Origin of the sequence: Vibrio xiamenensis (genome assembly GCF_900100015.1) — a bacterium.
GTDB lineage: Bacteria > Pseudomonadota > Gammaproteobacteria > Enterobacterales > Vibrionaceae > Vibrio > Vibrio xiamenensis.
This window is the reverse complement of record NZ_FNDD01000007.1, coordinates 149,377-175,324: the sequence shown is the minus strand read 5'-3', so window position 1 is coordinate 175,324 and position 25,948 is coordinate 149,377. Positions and strand designations below refer to the sequence as shown.

Sequence of the window (25,948 nt, the reverse complement as noted above, 5' to 3'; positions counted from 1 at the left end):
ATATGGTTAATGGGCGTCAAAGCAATGGAATTGTTAAGCGGTCAAAAGCGGCGCGATGTGAGTTATCGAGTGGATATCACGTTCTGTAGGGCATAAAAAAAGGAAGCCATTAGGCTTCCTTTCTCAGGTGTATGGTCGGACTGAGAGGATTTGAACCTCCGACCCCCGACACCCCATGACGGTGCGCTACCAAGCTGCGCTACAGTCCGATGGCTTCAATGTAAACACAAAACTTCAGCAGGTCAATAATAAAGAACTGATTTAATTAGTCTTTGTATAAAAGCGCTGCAGTTCCGTTAACCCTTGCATCAGTACAGGCAGAGTTGGGTTTTCATCTTGTAAACGGTGATAGTTTTGGTCGTACAATTTGAAGTTGCCAAACTTGTCGATCACTGTGGTGTTTTGATCGGTGATCAGCGCCAATTCACGAGAATCACCGGCGATGATCCAGCGGCGTTTGCTTTCGTCAAACATGTTACGACCGCTGCTAAAATCGCTTGGTTTCGATGAGACACCGAGCAAATCTTGCATCAGGGTTACCGATAGATCCAAATGGCTGGTTCTGTGGGTATAAACGCCCGGCACTTTACCCGGCCAGTAAATCATCATTGGCACTTGCAACTGATACTTGCTGTAGTTGCTGCCAGCGCCCCAACTGTTGGTCTTGGTTTCGTTAAACTCAATGCCGTGGTTTGAGGTGATGACGATCAGCGTATTGTCGGCTAGGCCGAGTTCACGAATTGCGCTAAACAGTTGACCAAGCTCTGCATCGGCATGTTTTACCGATTGCTGATAACCCGATTTGAGTTTGTCTGCGGCGCTGCCTTTGGTTGAGCCGCTCTTCATCTGGAAATCTTCCAGAGTCGTCAGTTCGATAAAGCTAAACCAAGGTTTGCCTTTTTTCTGCTCTGCCGCCCAAGTAGACCATGCCGCGATGGCTTGATTGTCGCTATCTTTATCTTGGCTTAGGTCAACTTTGGCCATCGGCAAATCGCGGAATAACGTTTCGCTGTAAATGTTGTCATCGAAATTCGCACCGCTAAATAGGCCAAATTGATAATGCTGTTCTTGCAGAGATTTGAGCATGACAGGCTCTGACGCCTGGGCACGAATGCTGGTTGCGTAGCTGCTCGGTAAGCCGTAGAACAAGCCAAACATGCCAAACATATCGTTGCTAGAACTGTAATGGTTAGTGAAGTTCAGTGCGTGCTGAGCAAATTGGTAAGCGTTGGGCATCTGCTGCTTATTGAGCGCATCCGCGCGCAGATTGTTGACGCTCACCATCAGAATATTGAGATCATTTGGCCGGCGATTAAACTCAATCGGTTCAAGCGGGTATTTGACCAAATCAGGCGCTTCACTTTCGGCTTGGCGCTTAAGATATTCGTCATGATCCAACAAGCCATGCTTTTGCATAAATGACTTGGCGGTCATTGGGTAAGAGAGCGGGAAGTTAGCGCGTTGCGATGTGATTGGCCCATAGAAATAGGCATCCGCCCAGACATAAGTCAGGTGGCTGGCAATAAAGCTAACAAAGAAAAACGCCGCGATAGGGCGACCGACCCGTTTATGTGACAGGCGGCGCTGCTTGTGCCACACCCATTCAGAGAGGGCGAGTTCGATAAGAAATATCAGCGGCAGCACCACAAACAAATGCTGCAGATCGGCGGTGACCGCGTTGTTACTTTCGTCGCTAAATAGGACCTCCCACACCACAGGATTGAGGTGCAGGCTGATCGATTGATACGCTTGGGTATCAACTAACAGTAACGTTAAACCGACGGTAGCAAAACAAACCGCCACCAAGCGAAACAGCTTACGTGACGGTATTAAGAAGGTGAGCGGAAATAGAATCAATAAATAGAGCGCAAAGACCAAAAAACCAAAGTGACCAACCCAAGATACGGCAAGGTAAAATTGCCCAAGAAGCGTATCTGGCCAAGGGGATTGGGCGATATAACGGGTCCCGATAAGCATTGCAGAAATAATGTTGAAGAACGCAAACCAGTGCCCCCAACCAACTAATCGCGACACTCTTTCGCCGTATGTGTTTCCTTTATCTACCATGTACTGTTTTATTATCCGCTAGATTTATCGTTTTTTTAGTCTTTCTTTTCTTCGACAGAAGCAAGTAATGCTTGAGCAAATTGTTCGGCAATTTTTTTTCTTTGAGACTCAGCAACATGCTGGTTCACTACGTTGGTCGCAATATTACCAGCGATCATTAGCATCAAATCTGGAGCGGCCTTGTGTTTTTGGAAAATGGCGCCAACTTCACTAAGGATAGTTTCAATTTGTTGGTTACTGTATTTTGATTTAATCGGCATAAAGACTCTAATGATGATAGTAGTAAAGCGGCTTATGATAACCTACAATGCGTGACAACTGAAACATAGCACAACGATATTTTCACTATGAGCCTTCATCTTTCTCACGTTATTTTACACCAGCTTCAAAAAAACGATTCTGAAGAGTTGGTGATCAATTTCCGCAGCGCGGCACTAGAAAATGACGCATCAAGCGAAAACTTGGTCGCTGAACTGCATCGCGTATTTCATTCCAAAGCCGGTAAAGGGTTTGGTTGCTTTAAGTCAGACAGCGAATTTCAAAACTGGTTGCAGCAACTTCAAGCGGGCGAGACAAATTTTTACGATTTTTCTCTGCAGTGTGGTACTCGTCTAAAAGATGAGTTGGCGAAGTACCCATTTGCCGATGAAGGCATTTTCGTGGTTGCCGAGTACCAGTCACTGGCGACGGAATATTTGATGATCGGTATTATTCCATCCAAACAGAGCATGAAAGTGACCGAAGGGCTGGATATCAGCGCGACCGATTATCTTGACCTGTCGAAAATGGACATTGTTGCGCGTATCGATTTAACCAGTTTTCAAACCGATAAAGAGTCCAACCGTTACTTAAGCTACATCAAAGGTCGTGTTGGCCGGAAAGTAGCAGATTTCTTCTTGGATTTTCTGCAAGCCGATGTGGGTTTGGATGTGAAGCAACAAAACCAAGTGTTGATGCAAGCGGTACAAGATTTCTGCGCCGATTCGAAACTTGAGAAAGAAGAAGCCATTCAGTACAAAAAGCAGGTTTACGATTACTGTAATGAGCAGATCAAATCGGGTGATGAAGTGGAAGTGCGTGAACTGTCTGGTGAGCTACCTGCTACCCAAGATGGCACCAGCTTTATCGATTTCACCAAAGAGCAGGGCTATGAGCTGGAAGACAGCTTTCCTGCTGATCGCGGTACCGTACGTAAACTCACCAAGTATGTGGGTGCCGGCGGTGGCTTGAATGTTAGCTTTGATAGCATGTTGATGGGCGAACGCATATTTTACGATCCAGAGACCGACACGCTAACCATCAAAGGGACTCCGCCCAATCTTCGCGATCAGCTCACTCGCAATCAGTAAGCGGATACCTCTACTTTAGTTTGAGCTTGGCGGAATCACGCTGTTTTTCGCCAAGCTCAGCAAAGCTCGAATTTCCGTTATATGCTTGAACATATGAGAATTATGTTTGAGTGGACGCAATGGGTTCGAAAGTTAAGTGGTTAATCGGTATTGGCGTACTGTGGATTGTCTGCTTGGCCGCAATTGTCTGGGACCTTTATCAGACCAAAGCATCGCTTGGTTATATTCATCAGCTGCGTAACCAGGTGTTCGATTTTCGCCAAGATTACTTTGAGCATAAGCCGTATCGCACTCATGATCTGCGCAGTATCGCGACTCGAATCGAATCCATCAATCACTTAAGCCAAGCGCTTGAACAGCAAAACCACTCCTTTTCATTTCACCCCGATTTAAGCCAGCTTCTTTACACGTTGGACCGATTCCTCGATCAGTCCCAGCAATATTTAAGCGTCGAATTTGATGTGATTGAGCTGATTCAACTGCTGCAAACGCTACGCAAAAAGTACGCTGACGATCCTGAGCAGCAAAATAATTACTTCAAAATATCGACCTATGTGTTTGAAGTGCTGTATGCCGAGCAAAGGAATAATCCGGATATTTTTCTCGCCTTTGACCGCTTGTTTCAATACTCACTTGAGCAAACTGGCGACACCCAAAACGATCTCCAAACGGCACTTGCAAAGGCGTCACAAGTGCTGAATGGCTACGCGCAAGGTTTCTATTTGGTCAATAAATTGGTTCGCCATCCGTTTTATACCCAAGTCGTGAAGGTTGAAGATGAGTATGAAGAGCTGCTCAATTACCACGTGTGGTTCACCTTAGCCATTAGCTCGCTGTTTATCGGTTATGTGCTAGTGGTGGGGCCAAGAGTGGTTCATCGTGAGGCTCAACAGGAAGCGAAACCACAAGCGCAACCATCGAGTCCAGACCCCAGTTCTCGCGTCGAAGCGGTGGTGCATTTTGATGAGATGAGCGATATTTTGGGCAATGATGAAGATGCGATGGTCATGGTGCTGAAGGTGTTTTTGCAAGACCACAGTAATGATCAAGCGCTTTTGCGTCAGGCCATCGATGAAGGGCGAAGAGAACAAGCCACCCGTTTAGCTCACAGCCTCAAAGGGATTGGCGGCGGTTTGTCGGCGCCATTACTGACCGAAGCGGCGCGTGATTTAGAAATGGCACTGGTTAATCAAAGTGCCGATGTGGAGGATAAACTGGCGCGCTTAAATGGCGTTTTATTGCGTGTACTTGAGGAAGTGCGTGATCATCTTGAGTCTGAGAAATAAGTAACTTAACGCTCGCTGCTGACTTAAAGCCGACAAAACCTCACTACTTTTAAGGGAAATGACAGCGTCTCGAAAAAGTATGAGGTAATTATGAGGCTCGGTAGCAGTTTATGGGCGGTTTTGATGGTCATTGGGCTTTCTGGATGTTCTTTACTCAACGTCAAAATAGAAAATGACACCACGCCTTTGACACAGCAAGAGCTCTCTATGCGCTTACTGACACGAGAATTTGCTCACCAATTTTTCGCCGAAGTGGAACAAGCCGCAGACCAAATTTCTGCTCAGTATGACGCCTCCGATGTGCTGCACCAATCCAACGTTCTGTTATGGAAAATTCACGCCGAACAAGGTTTGCAGCGTGCCACTTATCAAGCCTCTCCGCGAGCAGCACTGATTGACGCTTGGGTATACACCGAGCAAATGGCGCAGTTTTTTCAGCGTGAACCGGGTAAAGCGCTGTTTGCCGACTCGCCAGAGGCGCTCACCTTGGCGCAAACCACCTCAACCAATCTTGCCAGTAACTTTGACCAAGTGGCGCGCAGCGTATTAAATCCTAAACGCTACCAAAATGTCGCCGATTTTGTCAGGGGTTTTGCCGCTAATCATCCGTTCGATGACGTGACTTTCATTCGTACACCGGCATATCGAATTTGGCTTGAACAAGATGAGCAAAAAGATCTTCTCGCCGTTTCTACCATGGGTACCGTACCTGAAGCGGTCAGTGACGTCTCTGATCGTTTGAGTTTGGCGCAAGAGCAAGCGCCCAAATTGCTGACGTGGAAAACTCAGCTTATTGCGCTGAATAGTCAGGTGAGTTCGCAGCAACTTAGAGATACCCTGCGCAGCGTGCAGCAGACCGCTGATGCGATGGAAGAGTTTATGAAAAATAACCCTAAGTACATGACGTTATTGGCTCAGCGTATGGCAGAGGAGTTGCAACCTGTGGTTGACAGTTTGGATGAGAAAACCGCGCAGCGTCTTGAGCAACTTAGCATTGAGCGTAAAGCGTTGGATCAAATGGTCGAGCGTGAGCGTCAAGCGCTCGGAGTGATGGTCGCCGATGAGCGCGAGCACTTGACGGCCAATTTGGATCAAGTCGCTCAAGATGTATTGACTGTCGCAACTGAAAAACTCATCGAACTTCTAAAACGTTTGATTGTGTATTTCGTGGTGTTTATTGCGGTGATTTTCTTTGCGCCATTGAGCCTTGGCTACTATTTAGGAAAACGCGCTAAGCCAAGCAAAAAAGCGTCACTGAATTGATGGTTTAGGATGAAAAAGGCTTCATATCATCGACTGACGCACGAAATCAGGAAAAGAACATCAAAAAGCCGCAAAATATGCCGGAAAACGCCAAATATGACTTGAGATTTCTGTCTGAAAATTGAAAGATGGAAGCCATCTTTTTTTGAACGAGTACACGGAGAGTTAATGATGAGAGTTGGTTTGATTGGTTGGCGCGGTATGGTGGGTTCAGTCCTAATGCAGCGTATGATTGAAGAGAAAGACTTCGATCTTATCGAACCTGTCTTTTACAGTACATCTCAAGTGGGTATCCCTGCGCCGAACTTCGGTAAAGATGCAGGTAACTTACAAGATGCATACGATATTGACAGCCTAAAACAACTGGATGCCATCATCACGTGTCAAGGTGGCGGTTACACCGAAAAAGTGTACCCAGCGCTTCGTCAAGCAGGTTGGAAAGGCTACTGGATTGATGCCGCATCGACATTGCGTATGGATAAAGACGCCATCATTACACTGGACCCAGTCAACCTTGCCCAAATTCAACAAGGTTTGCATGGCGGCACCAACACTTTTGTTGGTGGTAACTGTACCGTGAGCTTGATGCTCATGGGGCTTGGCGGCCTGTTTGAAAAAGGCTTGGTCGAGTGGATGAGCGCAATGACTTACCAAGCGGCATCAGGCGCTGGTGCGCAAAACATGCGTGAGTTGATTTCACAAATGGGCGTGATTAACGATTCTGTCAGCTCTGAACTGGCTAACCCTGCAAGCTCAATTCTGGATATCGACCGTAAAGTTGCCGAAACGCTGCGCAGTTCTTCATTCCCAACCGACAACTTTGGCGCTCCGCTGGCGGGTTCATTGATCCCTTGGATCGATGTTAAACGCGACAATGGTCAAAGCAAGGAAGAGTGGAAAGCAGGCGTTGAAGCCAACAAGATTCTAGGCACCACGAGCCCAGTTGCGATTGACGGTACGTGTGTTCGTATCGGCGCGATGCGTTGTCACGCACAAGCTTTGACCATCAAGCTGAAACAAAATGTGCCGATGGATGAAATCGAAGAGATCATCGCCACTCATAACGATTGGGTGAAAGTGATTCCTAACGATCGTGATATTACCGCGCAAGAGCTAACGCCAGCGAAAGTGACAGGCACTATGTCTGTGCCAGTTGGTCGTCTACGTAAAATGGCGATGGGTGATGACTTCTTAAATGCCTTCACAGTGGGTGACCAACTGCTATGGGGCGCGGCGGAGCCACTGCGTCGTACACTGCGCATTATTCTGGCTGAGAAAGCATAATACTCAGCAAGCCAAATTATTTCAGTAAGTTGCAATAAATAAAAAGCGCCAGTTAAGGCGCTTTTTTTGTCTCTGCGGAGGATGTAGAACCGCAACTTTGCTTGTCTAGAGCATTGAAACGCAGCGAAAGCTAAATCGCTGCATGCCGTCGTTAGCGAAAGCGGCTGACTTGTTTGACTAATGAATCTGCTTCTTCACCCAGCAACTGCGAACTTTGCATGGTTCGAGCAATGGTTTTTTGCCCGGCTTGCGTGAGTTCACTGGTGTGAGTGGCATTGCTCGCCACCTCTTGTGACACTTGCGCTTGCTGTTCGGCTGCGGCAGCGATTGAGGTTGAGTGGTGACTGATCATCTCAACTTGTTCGGTGATTGCCGCGAGCGCTTGCTGCGCTTGGTGAGTAATTTCAGTTACCGCCGAGACTTTTTGCAAACTGCTTTGCATTTGTTGATTGGATTTTTGGGTCGAATTGTTGAGCTGGGAAATAAAGTCCACCACGCTGCCGACCGAATTTTGCGTGCGCTGGGCGAGGGTACGTACCTCATCAGCCACCACGGCAAACCCGCGGCCTTGTTCACCTGCGCGCGCGGCCTCAATGGCGGCATTGAGCGCTAATAAATTGGTTTGTTCAGCGATTTCACTGATCAATTTAATGATCGATTGAATCTCTTGGCTGTTTTTATCCACTTGTTGATTGGCGACTTCCAGTTCGGTTAACTGATGTTGCAGCGCCTGAACTTCACTCACCACTTCAAGGACGGTTTTCTGGCCGCTGTTTGAGGCTTGTTTGGCTTTTTGCGTGCCTTCAGCAATGAACTCGACCTGATGGGCAATGTCATTGGACGAGGTGGCAAGTTCTTCAATGGCGGTGACCATTGAATCGAGCTGTTGCTGCTGAGCATCGGACTGTTGATGGTTCGTATTGGCATCGTCGGCGACCGAACGGGAGAGATCGCTGACTTGTTCGCTTGACTGGCGAATCTGCGCCACCAAATCATTCAACTGATGGGCCATTACCGATACGCCATTTTTAAGCTGGATGATCTCATTTTGGGTATTGGCAGCGCCGGGTTTTAGTTCCAGGCTGAGTTCACCATTACCAAGACGAGTTACCGCTTGAGAAATCGATTTAATCGGTTTTAATACTTTGCCTATGGTTAACGTTAGCAGTAGGAATGTGATTAACCCGCCGGCAAGAGAAATAAAACTCACCAGCCAGATCAAACTTTGACTGTCTTTGGTCAATTCGCTTTGCGCAGTTCCACCCAGCAAATACCAGTTCCAACCTTTTACTTTGGTGTATACCGTGTACATAGGTACGCTTTGGCCATTTTGTTGCAGATCGTAGCGTGCGAGTCCTTGCTCCGATTGTCTCAGATTGGCGAACGGCTTTTGGCCGCTGGCATCGGTGACTTGCGTAATATTTTGCGCAGCGCCAAATTGATTATTGGCGAGCAGCAGGCGACCAAACTGGTTGGTGTTGGCATCGACCACCGAGGTGTTACCTGACTCGCCCCATTTGATGGTTGCTAATGACGCAAACAGTTTATTGGTGACGTTTTTAATGGGCAGATAGACGGCAAATATCGCGCCCGTGGTTTGTTTATCTTGAGTGAGAATTGGGTCGTAATAAGCGATGTACTGGACATCGTCGTATTCATAAAAGGTTGAGAAACTTTTGCCACTTTTGAGTGCTTGATAGCCCGCAAACTCGGCGCCAAGCTCATTGCCGATATAACGCTCGCCTTGCTTGTTAGTCAGTGAGCTGGAAACGCTTAACCAGGTGTTGTCCATCAAGGAGAACAGCGTCGCTTTAGCACCGGTATCTAGGGTAAAGGTATCGACGATTTCGGTATTGTTAACCAAAGGCAGTCCATACAAATCCAGATTGTAGATCTCGTGACCGGCGAACGGCAGCTTTTGGTCTTTAAGTTCATAGCCCGCTAAATAACCGTTCTTAAGTGTTGAAGTCAGCACGCGAGTGGTGTCGACATAGGCATCGTATTGACCGCTGATGGTGTCGGAAATCGCACTTAGGCGCGATTGCTGCTCTTTAAACAGTGACGAAAGGAAGATTTTCGAAGTATTGAAATACACCAGCGTGGCAAGGCTAGTGAATACGAGTAGAAGCGCGGCGACCATCACCAGCTTGATCTGAAACCCGACCCGTTTATTATTAAAATAATCAATTAGTTTGATGTTCATCAGGCGTCCATCTATCGGCATAAGATACACATAAAATAACTAAGGTTTATAAATAAAACATCGTTTTGATTTATGTTTCGATCAGCGATCACATAGCAATTGCTCGCTTTGATACTTAGTTCAAACTATTGGATTATTTGGAACTAAGCTCAATAGGTGAGAGGTTTGGTCTAATAACGGCAAGGTTTTACGATTCGAGAATGGGCTTTGTTGTCGTGGTGAAACTTGCGTATAGAAGGTCCGATCAGATTCATTTGCTCCATCAATAGTGCGAGATGGATACCGCTTTGAATGCGCGGTATTGGTGAATAACAGGAACTTTGTATATATCAGCAATGGATGATTTATTGATAAGCATTGCAATCGAGAGTTCGATTTGTAGCTTGTATTTTTATGAAACGGTGAAGCGTAATGTCGATCTTTAATAAGTACCAACACTCTTCTTTCAAACACAAAATCGGTGGCTTATTTATTTTGCTGCTGTCGTTTTTGCTGGTGGCGATTGTCTACTCAATCACCCGTATTCAGGCGATAGAAGAGGAGATGAAAGAGGTGGCGTATTTAGACATTCCGCTGAATCAAATCATGCGCCAAGTCGAATTTATCGAGCTTGAACAGCATTTACAATTTGAGCAGTTTCAGCTCGATGTCGCGCAGCAAGCGCCGCTCAAGCCCCATCAACAACTGGCATTTCAAAAGCAAAAACTTAAACAGCTTCTCGATCGCGCGGTGAAGTTGATTGCTGACAGCATTAGCCAAAATGCGCTGCAGCTCGACATTCAGCAGCGTCAGCAAGTGTCAGTGGCACTCGCGGATTACTATCAGAAAAGTGCGCTTTACGAAGACAAGTTAGCGGCGGTATTGGCTCGTGATGAAGAGAGCCCGACCGATCGCGAGCAAATCGAGCAAATGGCCTCTGAACTGGAACACTCCGAAACCGCGATTTTGAATCTTCTCAGCAGCATTACCACTGATGATGCGTATTATACCGAGCGCCATCAACAAGAGTTTCTATTCGTCAACTCCGCCCTTGGTTTGGTGGCGGTGATTTTGGGGCTTGGGTTAACCAGTTACATTATCCAAATCTTTGTCAAACGTATTCAGCGCATTCAAGGAGAGATTAAAACTCTGAATAATTCGCTTGAAAATGGTCATCCGCTGCCGGAAGTCGCGTTATCGACGCTGGATTCAAACGATGAGCTTGCAGGGCTTGAACACGAAATTCAGCAGGTGATGCTGCGTTTAAGCGATGAAATCAATCAGCGCGAGCGAGTGGAAAAACAGCTGATGATACTCGCAACCCAAGACAAACTGACCGGTGCGTATAACCGCCATAAGTGGGATGAAGAGATCGAACAGCAAATTCAGCTCGCCAAGCGCGGTTACCAGTTCAGTTTAATCATGATTGATGTCGACCACTTCAAACAGGTCAACGATAAATACGGTCACCAAATTGGTGATTGTTTGCTGAAAGTCTTAGTTGAACTGCTGACCAAACGGATCCGTAAAAGCGATATGCTGTTTCGCCTCGGCGGGGAAGAGTTTGCGATTCTGCTGCCAATGTTGGATATCACTGCCGCTGAAGTTTTGGCTCAGGAGCTTAAAACTCGCGTTGAGCAGTTTCGCCAGCATGACTTACCTGAATTTACCATTAGCCTTGGTGTCAGCTCGTTTCGTGAATTTGATAGCCAAGAGTCGCTATATAACCGCGCCGACGGTGCTTTGTATGAAGCAAAAACGCTTGGCCGCAATCAGGTGGTGGTTAAATAACCGAGCCAAAGCCGAGCGCTGTCTGTGCAAAACAAAAAGCCCCATGCGGGGCTTTTTTAATGTTTGATACTTTTAATGTTTGAGTCAGTGCGCCGAATTACACGCTTTGTTGCGTTGATTGGGCGCGCTGCGTAGCGATCAAATAAAAATTGTAGATAAGCAGCACGATGAGAAACACGGTGAGTGTGTACAGCCCTGCCTTTAGCGCTTGCAAGTGAAATGGGTCCGAGTCGGCTAAGTTTTGCGTATAGAAAGCGCCACAAAGTGCGGTGCCAAGGGCAATAGCCGCTTGCTGTAACGTGGTCATTAACGCGCTGCCGACACCAGCAAATTTCGCTTCCACTCCGGCTAAGCCAACGCGAATCGAACTGTTAACGGCGAACGCGTTACCAAGCCCAGTAATGGCCATTGGCACAAACAGCAGCCAAGCGGTGAGGGTTTCGGTGTAAGTGGTCATGACCCAATACAGCGTGGCATAGCCGATGAGATTAATCAGCGCGCCGAGAATGATCAGACCGCGATATCCGGCTTTGCCCATTTTAGCCACAAGGCGCGCAACCATCAGCGAACCGATAAAGTAAAACAGCCCTAAACCAAGAAAGCCGTTACCTGATGCGTACGCCGGCCAGTGAAACCCAGATTGCAACGTGAGCGCTACGACAAACATAAAGCCGCCATAGGTCGCCGCTTGAATCAGCAAACTTAAAATCCCAGAGTGAAATTGGCGTTCTTTGATCAGTGACGGCGGAAGCAGCGGCGTTTTTTGTTTGGCTTCGCGCTGATGCTCGACGCGAGAAAGTAGAGCGCCAAGTGGTAGGGTACAGGCAAGCAAGCTCCATATATGCCAGCTCCAGTTATCGGCTGAGCCCAGTGATATCGAGGTCAAAATTACCACCACCATGGCAGCGAACAATAGCGTGCCTATCCAATCAAGTGATAAGGCTTGTTGCTCTTTAGTTTCCGGAATGTGCTTTTTACCGAAATACAGGATCAAGGCGCAAAAGGGGAGGTTGAGGTAGAACACGCTGCGCCATCCAAGACCAAATAAGTCTGCTGAAACCAGCCAACCACCCACGATTTGGCCAATCACAAACGACAATCCGCCCACAGAGCCATACAGGCCAATCGCTTTCGAGTGGCGTTCACCACTTAAGGAAACATGGATAGTGGCAAGAATCTGCGGCATTAACATCGCCGCGGCTATGCCTTGCAAAACTCGCGCTGCAATCAGTACGTGAATGCTCTGTGCCATACCGCAAAACAGCGAGGCGACAGCAAATAGACAGATGCCGCTCAAAAACAGCTTTTTGCGGCCATAGCGGTCACCAAGCCGACCACTCATGGCGAGAAATACAGAAAAAGCCAAACCATAAAGTGATACCACCAGACCTAGCGTCAGTTCACTGGCATTGAGTGAGTGGCTGATGGCGTCTAAAGCGACGTTGACGATAGAGAAATCCATTTGTGGCATAAGCTGACCGGTAATCAGCAAAGTTAACCCAGCGGCGGTTAACTTGGGCTTGGTATGTGGAGACGACTGCATTTTACCTATCCGTAGAAAAACAAAGGCGTATTATGTAGTGTAAATGAAAGGTGTACTAGTAACTCGTTAAACACGTACTGGGAGTATCATGCAAACCATTATCGACGTAAATCAAATCACTCGCCAAGCAAGATTGGGTGAGTTTTTGCGCCTTAAACGTAACAGTGTGACGCCAGAGGCGATTGGGTTAGCCAAACCCAATCGTTCGCGCACGCCAGGGCTGCGCCGAGAAGACGTTGCTGAGCGCGCCAATATCAGTACGGTGTGGTATGCCAAGCTCGAACGTGGCAAAGCGCAAAGGGTGTCGCGTCAGGTGTTGCTCTCGGTGTCCCATGCTTTGTGTTGCGATGAGAGCGAAACCCGCTATTTACTGCAGCTGGCAGGACATGTTGAGCAAAGAATGCAGCCAGTGCTGAGTTATTGCGTTCCGGATGCGGGTAAACGTCTGCTTAAATCAGTCAACCCACTACCAGCTGTATTTATTAACGATTACAAAGACATTGTTTTGGCTAATCAGGCGTTCAATTTGATGCTCGGCTTTGATGTGAATAGCAAGCCGGTCGAAAAGCGCAACGCAGTGATTTTTGCTTCAGAATGCCCAGACTGGCAGCGTTGGCTGCGGATTGAAAATCAAAGTGATTTTGATGCCTGTATGCAGCGCACCGCCGCGGGCGTGCGCTCTTCGATGGCAAATCGAGTGTGTGAATCCGAGTGGCAAAACCGATTAGAACAGCTGCTGGATGCCAGCCAACCGTTTCGCAGCGCGTGGGATCAAAACAGCGTCAAAGAGAGTGATGAAATGGAGCGTGTCTACCATCACGCATTGCTCGGTGATCTTAACCTACGTAAACAGTATTGGGATAACCGCCATGGAGACACATTTGGCCAGATGATGGTGTTTGTTCCAACCAATGACGAAGACGAGCAGCGGCTACACAATATCAGCGCCGAGTAAGTCGTAACGAATCTGACATCCATACAGCAAAAAGCCGCGCTATTGAGCGCGGCTTTAATGTCTAAAGGCTGTGTATGCGAGAAGATATTAAGCAAGGCCTGGGAATAAACTGCGCAAACCGTTGGCAATAAACTCAATCCCCAATGCACCCAGAATCAAACCCATAATACGCGTGATGACGTTGATACCCGTTTGACCGAGAAAGCGCACGATAAGTGGTGCAGAGCGAAACAGTAGCCAGGTACAGAAACAAAACAGCACGATAGTGACCGCAATGCCAAAGGTATCCGTCAAGTCTGGATAGCGAGAGCCATAAACGATGGTGGAACTGATTGCACCTGGGCCGGCCATTAACGGCATGGCTAGCGGCACGACACCGACTTGTTCACGGCTGACGTACTCGGATTTTTCTTGTTTGTTTTGTTTATCTTCACCGAGTTTACCGCTCATCATCGAAAACGCGATGCTCAGCAGCAGCAGGCCACCTGCAACACGGAACGAGTCGAGAGAAATGCTGAACATGTCGAGCAGCATTTGTCCACCAAACAGCGACACCACCAAAATGATGGCCACGGCAGTGTTGGCGGTGGTTGCGGTCTTGTGTTTTTCTTCAACAGTCATGTGTCCAGTTAACGACACAAACACCGGCATGATCCCCACTGGGTTAACCGCTGCGACAAGCCCTAGAAAGAACTGTAGAAAAATAGCCAAATCAAAACTTTGCATAGTATGACGTACTCAAGGAGTCAAAAATAATTATCGATTAAGTAGAAGTATTAAAGTGGCGCTAATGTATGTCAAAAGCGACATCGGTTCGAATGAAAAAAACTAACCTGTAAGACATTGCACAAGTGAGAAAAACTAATTTATGTCCGACTGGTAAACGACTTTTGTCGTGATTGTTAATTACAATAGGCGATAAGGTATCGATTAATAAGATACGAAATTCGATGAGCAAACATTCAAAATGTGCGCTAAAACGTAGAGACAATAGTCTTAATTTCTATACTGTTTAGTAGCACGCTAAACCCGATATACATGTAACCAGTGGTTAAAAATGAAACTTTTTTACAGGAGGTTTGTAATGTGGGTGATTTTTTCTCAAAAAAATGCGTTTTTTTTATAATTTAAATGCGTTTATTTTCCTATTAATTTCAAATGCTTAATTATATCTTGTCGATCGGTTTACTACTTTGTGGGTAAAGAGCTTTTCATAACTGATCTGGGTCAATTTATTTCGAAGTTTGAAATAATATACTCAGGGCATGGAAGGAAATTACTGACATTGAAAGCGATTTACTAAGAGTGTTGTTAGATAAGTGCTTGATGATTAAGCAGAGAATTCACCGCAATCTTAATAAAAAGTTTTTAATATTTGTTAATTTTTAGGAGATTCACTATGCCTGTAACTAATCTGGCTGAACTTGATGCTCTTGTTGCCCGCGTTAAAGCAGCTCAAGAAGAATTTGCGACTTACTCTCAAGAGCAAGTTGATAAAATCTTCCGTGCAGCTTCGCTAGCAGCAAACCAAGCCCGTATTCCTCTTGCCCAGCAAGCGGTTGCGGAATCTGGCATGGGTATTGTTGAAGATAAAGTGATCAAAAACCACTTCGCGTCTGAGTACATTTACAACAAGTACAAAGATGAGCAAACCTGCGGCGTTCTTGAAGAAGACGAAAGCATGGGCACCATGACTATCGCAGAGCCTGTTGGCATCATCTGTGGTATCGTCCCAACCACCAACCCAACTTCAACTGCGATTTTCAAATCTCTTATCTCTTTGAAAACTCGTAACGGTATCATCTTCTCGCCACACCCACGTGCGAAAAACTCAACCAACGATGCAGCAAAATTGGTTCTTGACGCAGCAGTTGCCGCGGGCGCGCCAAAAGACATCATCGGTTGGATCGACCAACCATCAGTTGAGCTTTCTAACGCACTAATGAAACACGAAGGTATTGCGCTTATCCTTGCAACTGGTGGTCCAGGCATGGTTAAAGCGGCTTACTCTTCTGGTAAACCAGCTATCGGTGTAGGTGCAGGTAACGTTCCTGTGGTTATCGATGAAACTGCAGACATCAAACGTGCAGTCGCATCTGTACTTATGTCAAAAACATTCGATAACGGTGTTGTGTGTGCATCAGAACAAGCAGTTATCGTTCATAAAGACGTATACGAAGAAGTAAAAGAGCGTTTTGCTTCTCACAAAGCTCACGTATTGAGCAAAGCTGACGCAGACAAAGTGCGTAAAACCATTCTTATCGATGGCGCACTAAACGCGAAAATCGTAGGTCAACCAGCGGCAGCTATCGCTGAAATGGCAGGTGTTAAAGTTCCAGCTGACACTAAAGTGCTTATTGGTGAAGGTCTTGGCAAAGTCTCTTACGACGACGAGTTCGCACACGAAAAATTGTCTCCATGTCTAGGTATGTTCAAAGCAGACAGCTTTGAAGACGCGGTTGAGCAAGCTGTGACTATGGTTGAAATCGGCGGTATCGGCCACACTTCTGGTCTTTACACTAACCAAGACGTGAATGCAGACCGTATTCGTTACTTCGGTGACAAACTGAAAACTGCCCGTATTCTTATCAACATTCCGACTACTCACGGTGGTATCGGTGACCTATACAACTTCAACGTTGCGCCTTCGCTAACACTGGGTTGTGGTTCATGGGGTGGTAACTCTATCTCTGAGAACGTTGGTCCTAAACACCTAATCAACAAGAAAATTGTTGCGAAGCGAGCTGAAAACATGTTGTGGCACAAACTACCTAAGTCAATCTACTTCCGTCGTGGTAGCCTTCCAATCGCACTGAGCGACCTTGAAGGTAAAAAACGCGCATTCCTAGTGACTGACCGTTTCCTATTCAACAACGGTTATGCAGATGACGTGGTTCAAATGCTGAAAGACCTAGGTATGGAAGTGCAAACTTTCTTCGACGTAGAAGCTGATCCAACGCTTTCTGTGGTTGAGAAAGGTGCAGCGCAAATGGCGAGCTACCAACCAGACGTGATCCTTGCGCTAGGCGGCGGTTCACCAATGGACGCAGCGAAAATCATGTGGGTAATGTACGAGCACCCAGAAACTCACTTCGAAGAACTTGCAATGCGCTTTATGGACATCCGTAAACGTATCTACAAGTTCCCTAAAATGGGTCAAAAAGCTGAGCTTGTATGTATCACTACCACTTCAGGTACTGGTTCAGAAGTAACACCATTCGCGGTTGTAACTGACGACAAAACTGGCGCGAAATACCCACTAGCGGATTACGAGCTAACCCCTAACATGGCTATCGTTGATGCGAACCTTGTTATGAATATGCCTAAGTCGCTAACTGCATTCGGTGGTTACGATGCAGTGACTCACGCACTGGAAGCTTACGTATCAGTTCTGGCCAACGAATACTCAGACGGTCAAGCGCTTCAAGCACTTAAGATGCTAAAAGAGTACTTGCCATCAAGCTACAAAAACGGTGCGGCTGACCCAATCGCTCGTGAAAAAGTGCACAACGCAGCGACTATCGCCGGTGTTGCATTTGCTAACGCGTTCCTGGGTGTATGTCACTCAATGGCTCACAAGATTGGTGCTGAGTTCCACTTGCCACACGGTCTTGCTAACGCGCTGTTGATTTCTAACGTGCTACGTTACAACGCGAACGACAACCCAACTAAACAAACTGCATTCTCACAATACGACCGTCCACAAGCACGCCGTCGTTACGCAGAAGTAGCAGAGCACTTGGGCCTAGTTCAACCTGGCGACCGTACTGCACAGAAAATTGAGCGTCTACTTGCATGGCTAGAAGAGCTTAAGAAAGATCTAGACATCCCATTGTCTATCCAAGCAGCGGGTGTTAACGAAGCAGACTTCCTTGCTAAAGTTGACGAGCTAGCGGTTGACGCGTTTGATGACCAATGTACTGGTGCAAACCCACGTTACCCACTTATCACTGAGCTTAAAGAAGTTCTGATTGCTTCTTACTACGGTAAAGCATTTGTTGAAGGTGAGACTTTCGAAGGTACTACTGTTATCAAGAAAAAAGCAGACCAAGTAGCCGCAGAAAAAAAAGCTGAAAAACCTGCAGCAAGCAAAAAGCCTAAAGCAGAAGCGTAATTAAGATTTTCGCTAGCACGAAATCTTAGATGTCGAACTCAAAAGCCCCAGCGCAAGCTGGGGCTTTTTTTGTGTCTACAACTTTGGGGTTTACAACACGGTGCGGCAGGAGAAACAGACAACGCGTTATCCGCTCGGTAACAAGCTAAAACAATTACTGCTGGCTTCCTATTACGGCAAAGCTTTTGTTGAAGGCAAGCCGTATCAAACTGCGCCACAAAATAGCCACAAGCCTCAGCCAGTGAGTAAAGAGGCCGCCAGCGCGAAACCGGCCAGCAAACCTTCCAAAGCCGAAGCTTAACAAGCTTCTCTCAAGCAGGGCATCTTAGGTGCCTACCCCCCAAAGCTCCAGCCAACACTGGAGCTTTTTTTTTAGCCCGCAATTTCCTATTTTGGCTTCGAAAATTCACGCTTATTTTTAGTGATTTATATAACCAATAATCGCCGAAAATTTACTTTTATGAACGGGTTAACAGTTTGGAAACCGTCCCCTCAAATAAGCCAATATCCATTTGTTTTTAAGCGTTAGAGTGCATATTGTTTTGGGTTTTTAGATGGCATTTGGTCATCTAGTTAGAGTTAGAAATTTTCGAAAACTTGTAAAACTTGAGGTTTAAATGGATCACTTTTACGAACTATCCTTTGCCCTAGAATCCAATTCGTTGTGTTTCTTTGTTGGTACAGGTTTTTCAATGCATGTAACAGATGGTAATGCTCCAAATTGGTTATCATTATTAAAAGACGCCACATCAGGCGTTGAGGGAGGAAATGAACTCATTGAGCAGTTGTTTCCGGAGAACAAACCGATCATGTCACTGGAAGAGTGTGCCAGTGTTATACAGGCTAAAATGCATACTCAAGATAAATGCCTTCATGCTGAAATAGCCAAAATCATCAATAGTTTGAAAGTTACTGATAAAAAGCTGAAAGCGTTCGACTTTATTCGAAAACACACGAACATAAAGTATATTACGACTAATTACGATGGATTAATCGAAACGCAAATTCTGAAAGGTATACCTTCAACTTCATTCTCGATTGGTTACCCAATTCATCGACAGTCAAAAGGTGTTCACGTTTATCATGTACATGGTTCAATTAAGTATCCGAAGAAGATGGTTGTAACGGCAGATGATTACTTTCGATTTATAAATAGTCCTGACTATTTTTCGCATAAGGTTGAAACGCTTTTTCAGGAAAACAGTGTTGTGATCATTGGTTACTCGCTAGGTGATATTAACTTTAAGTCAATACTTAATAAGCACAGAAGTAATCGTCATCATGATATAAATAGGCAGCACTTATTTTATTTATCTCGTTCTCCTGTTGATCAGCATATCAAAGATTATTACGACCGAGTGTATGGACTACGTGTCATTGATAATTTGGGCATTGACGAATTCTTCCAGTGCCTGGAAGACACTTACAACGTAGTTAAGCCAGATGTAAATCTTTTCAAAGACTTCCTTTACCCAGTGCTAAATGGCGAGGCGAGCCTTACTGACAGTTACCTAAAGAAAAATGATTCATTCTTTGAAATTATCGCGATGTTGACGGCTAACGGAATAATTGTGTCTCACCCGAAAGTAGTGGAGTTTTTAGCCGGCGTACTTGAAAGAAAGCGGGTTTTGACTACAGCTAATGGTGAATGGGGACAATATGTTCATTTGGCAGGGTGGTTAATTCACATTGGCTCAATTATGGATATCAAGGGTACGCCATTAGAAGAAACATACTTAAATGCTGTTAAACGTTCTTTTGATACTATGTCCAAAGGAATGGTAATGGGGTGTTCGTGGCACGCATTCAATAAATGGAATTCTGGTTGGTATCACCTGACCTATGATAACCGTGTTATGGTATCTAAATACATGCGTGAGAACGGTGTCGACGCAGATGGATTGGAAGTCATCAATCAATAAATTTCTAACAAAGCATTTAAGAGTGATTCGCAACGCCTGGCATTTTTGCTATGTGACAATTTCGGTGTTGTGTTGCTCACCCTTTAACAGGGCGTTAGTTCTTAGTCATTCAATTTGAAAGTTATGCAAAGGAAAAATATGTCAGGATTTGCAGTTATTTCCGATGAAACAGATAGAAAATACACGGTTCAATCTAGGGTTGTGCCTAGAATGAGGGAAATTGACTTATGTGCTCGCGTTAGCAAACACATGTTTGATAACGATTGTTCCGATGGAGTCAAAAGCTTTCCCGAAGCATCGTTAAAATTGGGCGAGACGGAGTTCTATTCAAATGCTCACTCACGTGAGCTCACAGATCCTATCTTAGACTCAGGTATAGCAATGGTTCGTGCAATGCTTCAATTTGCAGGATTTACAGTTAATACTGATGGAAAATTTAAGCGTTACGGTAATACTAAACCAACAGATATAACAGTTGAAAGCTTTGGTATTGCTCGATTGATTCGTGATTCAAAAGCCGAAAACTATATATTTAAGGGGCTTAATGCTTCTGAGATTGATGCAATTCGTTTAACGGCATTGAACGGCAATAAAGGTGTTGCGCACTTAACAACCCATGAAACGAAGTCTATCTCCTTAGATCAACTATCTGAAGCTTGCTTAGCTATGAACAAAGTTCTAAACAATTGGTTGGTTAAACCAATTCTAGGGTGTGACGCTAGTTTCTAGTGCGAACTAACAAAGCATTTAAGAGTAATTCCCAACGCGCTTAGCATTTGCAGTTTCAATTTCCCCTTCTGAATCACACCCAACAAAAAAGGCACCATCGGTGCCTTTTTTAATTCCAAATAAACCGAGCGGCTTATTTGTCTTTTTCTTCGTCTTCGGGTAGACGCACGTTTAGTTCAAGTACCGCGATATCTTCATCTTTTTGTTCAAAAGACAGGTCGACCATCGATGGGTCAACGGCGACGTACTTTTTAATTACCGCCAGAATGTCTTCTTTCATCTGTGGCAGATAAGACGGCGCAGGCTCACCTTGGCGGCGACGCTCAGCAACGATGATCTGTAATCGCTCTTTGGCGGTGCTAGCGGATGCTTTTCTGTTGGGTCTAAAAAACTCAAGTAATGACATAATGTCTTTAGCCTCCAAATAGTCGCTTAAAGATGCCTTTCTTCTCCTCAACCAAGAAGCGGAAATCGACTTGCTCGCCAAGTAGACGGTCCACTGTATCGCTGTACGCCATGCCCGCATCCGATTTATCATCAAAAATCACAGGCACACCTTTGTTGGAGGCGTTTAGCACCGCTTGGCTCTCTGGAATTACGCCAAGCAATTTAATACGTAGAATCTCTTCAACATCTTGCACGCTAAGCATTTCACCAAGGTTTACGCGGCTTGGGTTGTAGCGAGTTAATAGCAAGTGCTGTTTCACTGGCTCTTTGCCTTCTTCTGCGCGGCGAGATTTAGAATCTAAAATGCCAAGGATACGGTCCGAGTCGCGCACGGAAGAGACTTCTGGGTTGGTGGTAACAATCGCTTCATCTGCATAGTATAGCGCCATCAGTGCGCCCTGCTCGATGCCCGCTGGCGAGTCACAGATGATGAAATCAAAGCCCATTTCATCCAACTCTTTAAACACGCGATCAACCCCTTCATGATTCAGTGCGTCTTTATCGCGGGTTTGTGAAGCAGGAAGAATGAATAAGTTGTCAGAGCGTTTGTCTTTAATCAGCGCTTGGTTCAGCGTAGCTTCGCCGTTAATGACGTTAACAAAGTCATACACAACGCGACGTTCACAGCCCATGATAAGGTCTAGGTTACGTAAGCCGATATCAAAGTCGACGACCGCGGTTTTCTTGCCCTTGAGAGCTAAGCCTGATGCGATTGCCGCGCTCGATGTTGTTTTACCCACGCCACCTTTACCTGACGTGACAACTATAATGCGTGCCATGAAAATGATTCCTTATTTCTTTATATTGTTAGCAACTCAAGCTTAAGTGAGTCGTCATGCAGACTGAGTACAACGTTCTTTTGCCATAGCTCAGGTGCAAATTGTTCGGTTAGCCAATAGTGCCCAGCGATGGACATCAACTCAGCGTGAAGTTGTGAGCAGGCGATAACTGCGTCTTTGTTGCCACTCGCTCCGGCAATTGCGCGGCCGCGTAGGGCACCATAAATATGGATTGAGCCATCTGCAATCACTTCGGCGCCTTCGCTGACATGATTGAGGATGACTAAATCGCCATCTTTTGCGTAAATTTGTTGACCCGATCGCACTGGCGTTCGTATCACTTTGGTGGGAACAAAGTTTGATGGCGCTGGCGGCGCACTTGGCGCGGCCTGTTGGCTCGGTTCCACCTTATTCGTTGCTGCTGGCTTGCTTGCCGATGCAGGCTTATCCGTTGAAACAGACTTACTTGCCGCCACAGGTTTGCTGGCGCTCATAATCGCAAACCCTGCCTCGGAGGCAAGGCTTTGCAGGCGTTTGTCTTTACTTCCAGAAATGCCAACCGGAATCATGCCGGTTTGTTGAATGCCTTTCTTGAGTTTTTTGAAATCGACGTCGTTCGTTACTTTATCGATGTTGATGACAACCGGCGCACTGGCGAAAAAGGCGGGAGCTTGATCGACCTTTTCTTGTAAAAAATGGATAGCTTGTTCGACATTATTGTCAGAAAGGTGCAAAACTGACAAAGTAAAGCTGCTACCTTTAAGATCTGGGGTGCGTGACATCTTGAACTATGGACCTCGATAAATCATCGCCAATGTAGAAATGGCGTTGCTTGAGACTAGGGGTGTCATGTTATATTTCCTCACAAGGCACAGCAAGTTATCTCGTGTTTAATTCTGAGTTTTGAAGCGAATTTTTTCGAAACGCTGACGTTTTTGAAGTTGTTACATTAAAAAGGTTTCCCATGCTTTGTACCATTTACAAAAGTACCAAGAAAGAAGGCGCATATTTATATATCCCTAAAAAGGACGATTTTTCACAAGTTCCTGACACATTGATGAGTATGTTCGGCAAACCTGCGCTGGTAATGATGATTAATCTGGACGGGCGTGATCTGGCACAAGTTGATATCGAAAAAGTTAAACAATCTCTTAAAGATGATGGGTTCTTTTTGCAACTGCCACCACCGCCAGAAAATTTATTAGAGCAATACAAAGAGCGTAAAGCTCAGCAAGGTTCATAACTACCATTGAGTTCAGGCTCAAGGAGGGCAAAGTTGAAAAAATTATTGTCAGTGGCTTTAAGTTTTGCGGTTTCAGGGTCGGTTTTCGCCGCAGACGCTGATTTTGACAAATATGTTCAAGGGCTGAAACAAGAAGCAAAACAACAAGGGATCTCCGAACAGGTGATTCAAGAGGCCTTTGCAGATGTGGCTTACAAACCTCGCGCTGTTAAAGCGGATCGCAACCAACCGGAAAAACGTTTAACGCTGGATGAATACATTCCGCGCGCCGCGCCGGCTTGGAAGATCAAACAAGCGCGCGAGTTGTACCGCGAGCATCATGATGAGTTAGTGCGCATTGGTAAAAAGTACGGTGTACAGCCACGTTTTATCGTTGCACTTTGGGGTGTGGAAAGTAACTTCGGTAAATTCACCGGCGGTTACAGTGTCATCGATGCGTTGACCACCATGGCTTACGATGGTCGCCGCGAAGAGTTTTTCCGTAAAGAGACCATGGCTGCGTTGACCATTTTACAAGAAGGTCATATCGCCGCCAAAGATATGAAAGGCTCTTGGGCTGGTGCGATGGGTCAGTGCCAGTTTATGCCAAGCTCATTTTTGTCGTTTGCTGCCGACGGTAACGGCGATGGCAAAAAAGACATTTGGGGCACCGAAGCAGACGTATTTGCTTCAACCGCAAACTACCTAAGCAAATCGGGTTGGGACGACAACTTTACTTGGGGACGCCAAGTGAAATTGCCAAAAGGGTTTGACCTTAGCGTGCAAGGCCGTAGCAAAGACAAAGCCAAAACCTTGGCCGAGTGGAGCGCGCTTGGCGTGACTCGTTATGACGGTAGCGCATTGCCAAAAATGACCAAAGACATTGATGCATGGTTGATTGCACCGGACGACGAAAATGGTCGCGTGTATTTGGTGTATAACAATTATAATGTACTGATGAAGTGGAACCGCTCGTACTACTTCGCTTTGGCGGTGAGCCATCTCGCTGATCTGATCAACTAAATTTACGGTTTAACTGTTTGATTTAGTTCGCTACAGTGTCTATATGGTTTAAGAAGAATCCACAACTCAGTTGCTGCGTTGTGGATTTTTTATAAGGAGACATCTATGGAATTGTCGATTGCCGCGTCTTTGGCGCTGATCGGTTTACTCTCTCTACTCTGTCAGCTGATCGGTTGGCGATTACACCTTCCCGCGATTCTCCCGCTTTTGCTGGTTGGGTTAACGGTTGGGCCGGGATTCGACATCATCGATCCTGATGCTTTGTTTGGCGACACACTTTTTCCCCTGATCTCTCTTGGCGTTGCCATCATTCTGTTTGAAGGGGCGCTGACTCTCAATATTCAAGAGATTCGCGGCCATGGGCGCATGGTGATGAATCTGGTCACGGTGGGCATCGTGGTCACTTGGACCTGCGTTACCCTTGGCGCACATTTTCTGGCAGGTTTTGATTGGGCATTGGCGGCGCTGTTTTCTGCGCTGGTGGTGGTGACTGGGCCAACCGTGATTGCGCCGATGCTGAAAAGCGTGCACCCCAAAGCCGAGCTTGGGCGAATTCTGCGCTGGGAAGGCATCATCATTGACCCGATCGGCGCGCTGCTGGCGGTTTTAGTGTATGAGTTTATTGTCTCTTCTGCTGAAGCCACCGAGCATATGTTTAGCGCATTGGCGATGGTGATTGGGGTCGGGCTAGGGCTTGGTATTATTGCTGGTATCGTGGTGGCCGAGGTGCTTAAGCGTAATTGGGTGCCGCATTATCTGCGTAATATCACGGTATTGACCATCGTGCTTGGCGTGTATGCGCTCTCTAACGAGTTGCAAGAAGAGTCCGGACTGCTGACCGTGACCATTTTGGGGATGTGGCTGGCGAACATCAAAAACTTGGAGCTTGATGACATCATCGAGTTTAAAGAGACCCTCACCGTGCTGCTGATTTCCGGGCTGTTTATTTTGCTCGCTAGCCGCTTAGATTCCAACGCGTTTACCGAACTTGGCTGGGGCGGCGTAGGTGTATTGGGTGTGGTGATGTTTATTGCTCGTCCGCTGTCGGTTTGGTTAAGCGGCATCGGCACCGACCTTACCGCCAAAGACAAATGGTTTTTGTCTTGGATAGCGCCGCGCGGCATCGTGGCGGCGGCGGTGTCATCGCTGTTTGCGATTAAGCTGGATGACATGGGCTTATTTGAAGGCATCGATAAATTAGTGCCTTTGGTGTTTTTGATGATCATCGGCACCGTGGTGGCGCAAAGTTTGACCGCGCGATTGTGGGCGAAATTTCTTGGCATTACTCAAGGCAAGCCACAAGGCGTGCTGATTTTTGGCGCGACGTCGTTTACTCGCGAGTTTGCGAAAGTGCTCGCTAAGCACAAAATCAAAACCATTTTGTCGGACACCAACTGGGAGAGCATTCGCTTGTCGCGAATGGAGAATCTCAATGTCTATTTTGGTAACCCAGCCTCCAGCCATGCCGAAAGCCATTTGGATATGTCGGGGATCGGCAAAGTGATGGTGGCATCGCCATATCGCCAAACTAACCCGATAGTGAGCATGTACTATCAAAACGATTTCGGCGAGAACTCGGTTTACCAGCTTAGCGTGGGGGAAAATACCCATGAGCGTTATAAAGTTGACCGCAATCCTAATGAAGTGCTGTTTGGCGATGGTGTAAGCTACGCTAAGCTCAACTCGCTAATGGCAACTGGCAGCACGATTAAGAGCACGCCGTTGACCGAAAGCTTTGGCGTCGAGCAATTCTGGCAGCGTAACCCCAAAGCTCTGCCGTTATGCTTGGTGAAAGAGGGAAGGTTGTGGCTACTGACGGCGAACGAGATTCTTGAAGAGCTCGAAACCGAAGGTTGGGAACTGATCAGCGTGATTCCACCAGATACGGAGCAGCAAGAGCTGGTGGCGTAACGCAGCGAGATTTTGCAGCAACAAAAAAGACAGCCTTGGCTGTCTTTTTTTACGCGCGAACTTACTCGCGTTTGGCGCTTT

The 25,948-nt window shown here is 46.4% G+C and carries 21 protein-coding genes and 1 tRNA gene; 13 read left to right on the top strand and 9 right to left on the bottom strand.

Annotated elements, in window-relative coordinates:
- Window positions 1-132: 132 nt before the first annotated feature.
- The 3 genes from BLS03_RS08145 to BLS03_RS08135 form a co-directional block, all read right to left on the bottom strand.
- Window positions 133-209 (bottom strand) — tRNA-Pro (locus BLS03_RS08145).
- A gap of 52 nt (window positions 210-261) precedes the next feature.
- The gene (locus BLS03_RS08140) at window positions 262-2,067 is read right to left on the bottom strand and encodes a DUF3413 domain-containing protein (RefSeq protein WP_093272042.1); all 1,806 of its coding nucleotides are present in this window, start codon (window positions 2,065-2,067) and stop codon (window positions 262-264) included.
- A 35-nt stretch (window positions 2,068-2,102) separates the two neighbouring features.
- The gene (locus BLS03_RS08135; protein ID WP_093272040.1) at window positions 2,103-2,327 is read right to left on the bottom strand and encodes a DUF1414 domain-containing protein; all 225 of its coding nucleotides are present in this window, start codon (window positions 2,325-2,327) and stop codon (window positions 2,103-2,105) included.
- Between the two features lie 87 nt (window positions 2,328-2,414).
- Between BLS03_RS08135 and yejK the strand changes: the two genes are divergently transcribed.
- The 4 genes from yejK to asd all read left to right on the top strand — a co-directional run bounded on the left by yejK (window position 2,415) and on the right by asd (window position 7,249).
- A complete protein-coding gene (gene yejK, locus BLS03_RS08130) occupies window positions 2,415-3,416 on the top strand; it encodes a nucleoid-associated protein YejK (protein ID WP_093272038.1) in 1,002 nt (333 codons plus the stop codon).
- A gap of 119 nt (window positions 3,417-3,535) precedes the next feature.
- Window positions 3,536-4,702 carry an Hpt domain-containing protein gene (locus tag BLS03_RS08125; protein ID WP_093272035.1) on the top strand — a complete coding sequence of 389 codons (1,167 nt, stop codon included), beginning with the start codon at window positions 3,536-3,538 and terminating at the stop codon, window positions 4,700-4,702.
- A 90-nt stretch (window positions 4,703-4,792) separates the two neighbouring features.
- The gene (locus tag BLS03_RS08120; protein ID WP_093272031.1) at window positions 4,793-5,965 is read left to right on the top strand and encodes a chemotaxis protein; all 1,173 of its coding nucleotides are present in this window, start codon (window positions 4,793-4,795) and stop codon (window positions 5,963-5,965) included.
- A 171-nt stretch (window positions 5,966-6,136) separates the two neighbouring features.
- Complete coding sequence (asd, locus tag BLS03_RS08115) at window positions 6,137-7,249, top strand: aspartate-semialdehyde dehydrogenase (protein ID WP_093272093.1); 1,113 nt, start codon at window positions 6,137-6,139, stop codon at window positions 7,247-7,249.
- A gap of 151 nt (window positions 7,250-7,400) precedes the next feature.
- Here asd and BLS03_RS08110 read toward each other — a convergent pair whose 3' ends face one another.
- Complete coding sequence (locus tag BLS03_RS08110) at window positions 7,401-9,452, bottom strand: methyl-accepting chemotaxis protein (RefSeq protein ID WP_176765552.1); 2,052 nt, start codon at window positions 9,450-9,452, stop codon at window positions 7,401-7,403.
- A gap of 411 nt (window positions 9,453-9,863) precedes the next feature.
- Here BLS03_RS08110 and BLS03_RS08105 point away from each other — a divergent pair, with 411 nt between their 5' ends.
- Window positions 9,864-11,222 (top strand): GGDEF domain-containing protein, encoded by a 1,359-nt coding sequence (locus BLS03_RS08105; RefSeq protein WP_093272025.1) that lies wholly within the window; start codon window positions 9,864-9,866, stop codon window positions 11,220-11,222.
- 97 nt (window positions 11,223-11,319) lie between these two features.
- Here the strand turns inward: BLS03_RS08105 and BLS03_RS08100 are convergent, their stop codons facing one another.
- Window positions 11,320-12,765 carry an MFS transporter gene (locus BLS03_RS08100; RefSeq protein WP_093272023.1) on the bottom strand — a complete coding sequence of 482 codons (1,446 nt, stop codon included), beginning with the start codon at window positions 12,763-12,765 and terminating at the stop codon, window positions 11,320-11,322.
- Between the two features lie 88 nt (window positions 12,766-12,853).
- On the opposite strand from BLS03_RS08100, the gene BLS03_RS08095 reads away from it, so the two are divergent.
- On the top strand, window positions 12,854-13,720 hold the full coding sequence (locus tag BLS03_RS08095) for a helix-turn-helix transcriptional regulator (RefSeq protein WP_093272020.1): 867 nt from the start codon (window positions 12,854-12,856) through the stop codon (window positions 13,718-13,720).
- Window positions 13,721-13,807: 87 nt separating this feature from the next.
- Here BLS03_RS08095 and BLS03_RS08090 read toward each other — a convergent pair whose 3' ends face one another.
- A complete protein-coding gene (locus BLS03_RS08090; RefSeq protein ID WP_093272017.1) occupies window positions 13,808-14,446 on the bottom strand; it encodes a YchE family NAAT transporter in 639 nt (212 codons plus the stop codon).
- A gap of 673 nt (window positions 14,447-15,119) precedes the next feature.
- Between BLS03_RS08090 and adhE the strand changes: the two genes are divergently transcribed.
- From adhE to BLS03_RS08070, 4 genes are all read left to right on the top strand, one after another.
- On the top strand, window positions 15,120-17,834 hold the full coding sequence (gene adhE, locus BLS03_RS08085; RefSeq protein ID WP_093272016.1) for a bifunctional acetaldehyde-CoA/alcohol dehydrogenase: 2,715 nt from the start codon (window positions 15,120-15,122) through the stop codon (window positions 17,832-17,834).
- Between the two features lie 100 nt (window positions 17,835-17,934).
- Window positions 17,935-18,135, top strand: coding sequence for a hypothetical protein (locus BLS03_RS08080; protein WP_093272014.1), 201 nt, complete (start codon window positions 17,935-17,937; stop codon window positions 18,133-18,135).
- Between the two features lie 316 nt (window positions 18,136-18,451).
- Window positions 18,452-19,756, top strand: a complete 1,305-nt coding sequence (locus BLS03_RS08075) for an SIR2 family NAD-dependent protein deacylase (protein ID WP_093272012.1) — start codon at window positions 18,452-18,454, stop codon at window positions 19,754-19,756.
- 138 nt (window positions 19,757-19,894) lie between these two features.
- The gene (locus tag BLS03_RS08070) at window positions 19,895-20,485 is read left to right on the top strand and encodes a hypothetical protein (RefSeq protein ID WP_093272009.1); all 591 of its coding nucleotides are present in this window, start codon (window positions 19,895-19,897) and stop codon (window positions 20,483-20,485) included.
- Window positions 20,486-20,618: 133 nt separating this feature from the next.
- Here BLS03_RS08070 and minE read toward each other — a convergent pair whose 3' ends face one another.
- From minE to minC, 3 genes are read right to left on the bottom strand one after another with little or no spacing between them, the layout of a single operon-like run.
- Window positions 20,619-20,891: a cell division topological specificity factor MinE gene (gene minE, locus BLS03_RS08065; RefSeq protein WP_093272006.1), complete on the bottom strand. Its 273-nt coding sequence runs from the start codon at window positions 20,889-20,891 to the stop codon at window positions 20,619-20,621.
- Between the two features lie 7 nt (window positions 20,892-20,898).
- Complete coding sequence (gene minD, locus BLS03_RS08060) at window positions 20,899-21,711, bottom strand: septum site-determining protein MinD (protein ID WP_093272004.1); 813 nt, start codon at window positions 21,709-21,711, stop codon at window positions 20,899-20,901.
- Window positions 21,712-21,731: 20 nt separating this feature from the next.
- On the bottom strand, window positions 21,732-22,493 hold the full coding sequence (gene minC / locus BLS03_RS08055; protein WP_093272002.1) for a septum site-determining protein MinC: 762 nt from the start codon (window positions 22,491-22,493) through the stop codon (window positions 21,732-21,734).
- A 182-nt stretch (window positions 22,494-22,675) separates the two neighbouring features.
- Between minC and BLS03_RS08050 the strand changes: the two genes are divergently transcribed.
- The 3 genes from BLS03_RS08050 (at window position 22,676) to BLS03_RS08040 (ending at window position 25,867) form a co-directional block, all read left to right on the top strand.
- Complete coding sequence (locus BLS03_RS08050) at window positions 22,676-22,954, top strand: YcgL domain-containing protein (protein ID WP_093271999.1); 279 nt, start codon at window positions 22,676-22,678, stop codon at window positions 22,952-22,954.
- Window positions 22,955-22,987: 33 nt separating this feature from the next.
- Window positions 22,988-23,956: a lytic murein transglycosylase gene (locus BLS03_RS08045; protein ID WP_093271997.1), complete on the top strand. Its 969-nt coding sequence runs from the start codon at window positions 22,988-22,990 to the stop codon at window positions 23,954-23,956.
- Between the two features lie 105 nt (window positions 23,957-24,061).
- Window positions 24,062-25,867 (top strand): cation:proton antiporter, encoded by a 1,806-nt coding sequence (locus tag BLS03_RS08040; RefSeq protein WP_093271994.1) that lies wholly within the window; start codon window positions 24,062-24,064, stop codon window positions 25,865-25,867.
- Window positions 25,868-25,948 lie beyond the last annotated feature (81 nt).

What these genes read in the sequence shown, in the direction of transcription:
- BLS03_RS08075 (WP_093272012.1), top strand. Translation starts at nt 18,452, where the DNA reads ATGGATCACTTTTACGAACTATCCTTTGCCCTAGAATCCAATTCGTTG.
- minD (WP_093272004.1), bottom strand. Translation starts at nt 21,711, where the DNA reads ATGGCACGCATTATAGTTGTCACGTCAGGTAAAGGTGGCGTGGGTAAA.
- BLS03_RS08120 (WP_093272031.1), top strand. Translation starts at nt 4,793, where the DNA reads ATGAGGCTCGGTAGCAGTTTATGGGCGGTTTTGATGGTCATTGGGCTT.
- BLS03_RS08140 (WP_093272042.1), bottom strand. Translation starts at nt 2,067, where the DNA reads ATGGTAGATAAAGGAAACACATACGGCGAAAGAGTGTCGCGATTAGTT.
- BLS03_RS08110 (WP_176765552.1), bottom strand. Translation starts at nt 9,452, where the DNA reads ATGAACATCAAACTAATTGATTATTTTAATAATAAACGGGTCGGGTTT.
- adhE (WP_093272016.1), top strand. Translation starts at nt 15,120, where the DNA reads ATGCCTGTAACTAATCTGGCTGAACTTGATGCTCTTGTTGCCCGCGTT.
- BLS03_RS08100 (WP_093272023.1), bottom strand. Translation starts at nt 12,765, where the DNA reads ATGCAGTCGTCTCCACATACCAAGCCCAAGTTAACCGCCGCTGGGTTA.
- yejK (WP_093272038.1), top strand. Translation starts at nt 2,415, where the DNA reads ATGAGCCTTCATCTTTCTCACGTTATTTTACACCAGCTTCAAAAAAAC.
- BLS03_RS08040 (WP_093271994.1), top strand. Translation starts at nt 24,062, where the DNA reads ATGGAATTGTCGATTGCCGCGTCTTTGGCGCTGATCGGTTTACTCTCT.
- BLS03_RS08050 (WP_093271999.1), top strand. Translation starts at nt 22,676, where the DNA reads ATGCTTTGTACCATTTACAAAAGTACCAAGAAAGAAGGCGCATATTTA.
- minE (WP_093272006.1), bottom strand. Translation starts at nt 20,891, where the DNA reads ATGTCATTACTTGAGTTTTTTAGACCCAACAGAAAAGCATCCGCTAGC.
- BLS03_RS08135 (WP_093272040.1), bottom strand. Translation starts at nt 2,327, where the DNA reads ATGCCGATTAAATCAAAATACAGTAACCAACAAATTGAAACTATCCTT.
- asd (WP_093272093.1), top strand. Translation starts at nt 6,137, where the DNA reads ATGAGAGTTGGTTTGATTGGTTGGCGCGGTATGGTGGGTTCAGTCCTA.
- BLS03_RS08090 (WP_093272017.1), bottom strand. Translation starts at nt 14,446, where the DNA reads ATGCAAAGTTTTGATTTGGCTATTTTTCTACAGTTCTTTCTAGGGCTT.
- BLS03_RS08125 (WP_093272035.1), top strand. Translation starts at nt 3,536, where the DNA reads ATGGGTTCGAAAGTTAAGTGGTTAATCGGTATTGGCGTACTGTGGATT.
- minC (WP_093272002.1), bottom strand. Translation starts at nt 22,493, where the DNA reads ATGTCACGCACCCCAGATCTTAAAGGTAGCAGCTTTACTTTGTCAGTT.
- BLS03_RS08105 (WP_093272025.1), top strand. Translation starts at nt 9,864, where the DNA reads ATGTCGATCTTTAATAAGTACCAACACTCTTCTTTCAAACACAAAATC.
- BLS03_RS08070 (WP_093272009.1), top strand. Translation starts at nt 19,895, where the DNA reads ATGTCAGGATTTGCAGTTATTTCCGATGAAACAGATAGAAAATACACG.
- BLS03_RS08095 (WP_093272020.1), top strand. Translation starts at nt 12,854, where the DNA reads ATGCAAACCATTATCGACGTAAATCAAATCACTCGCCAAGCAAGATTG.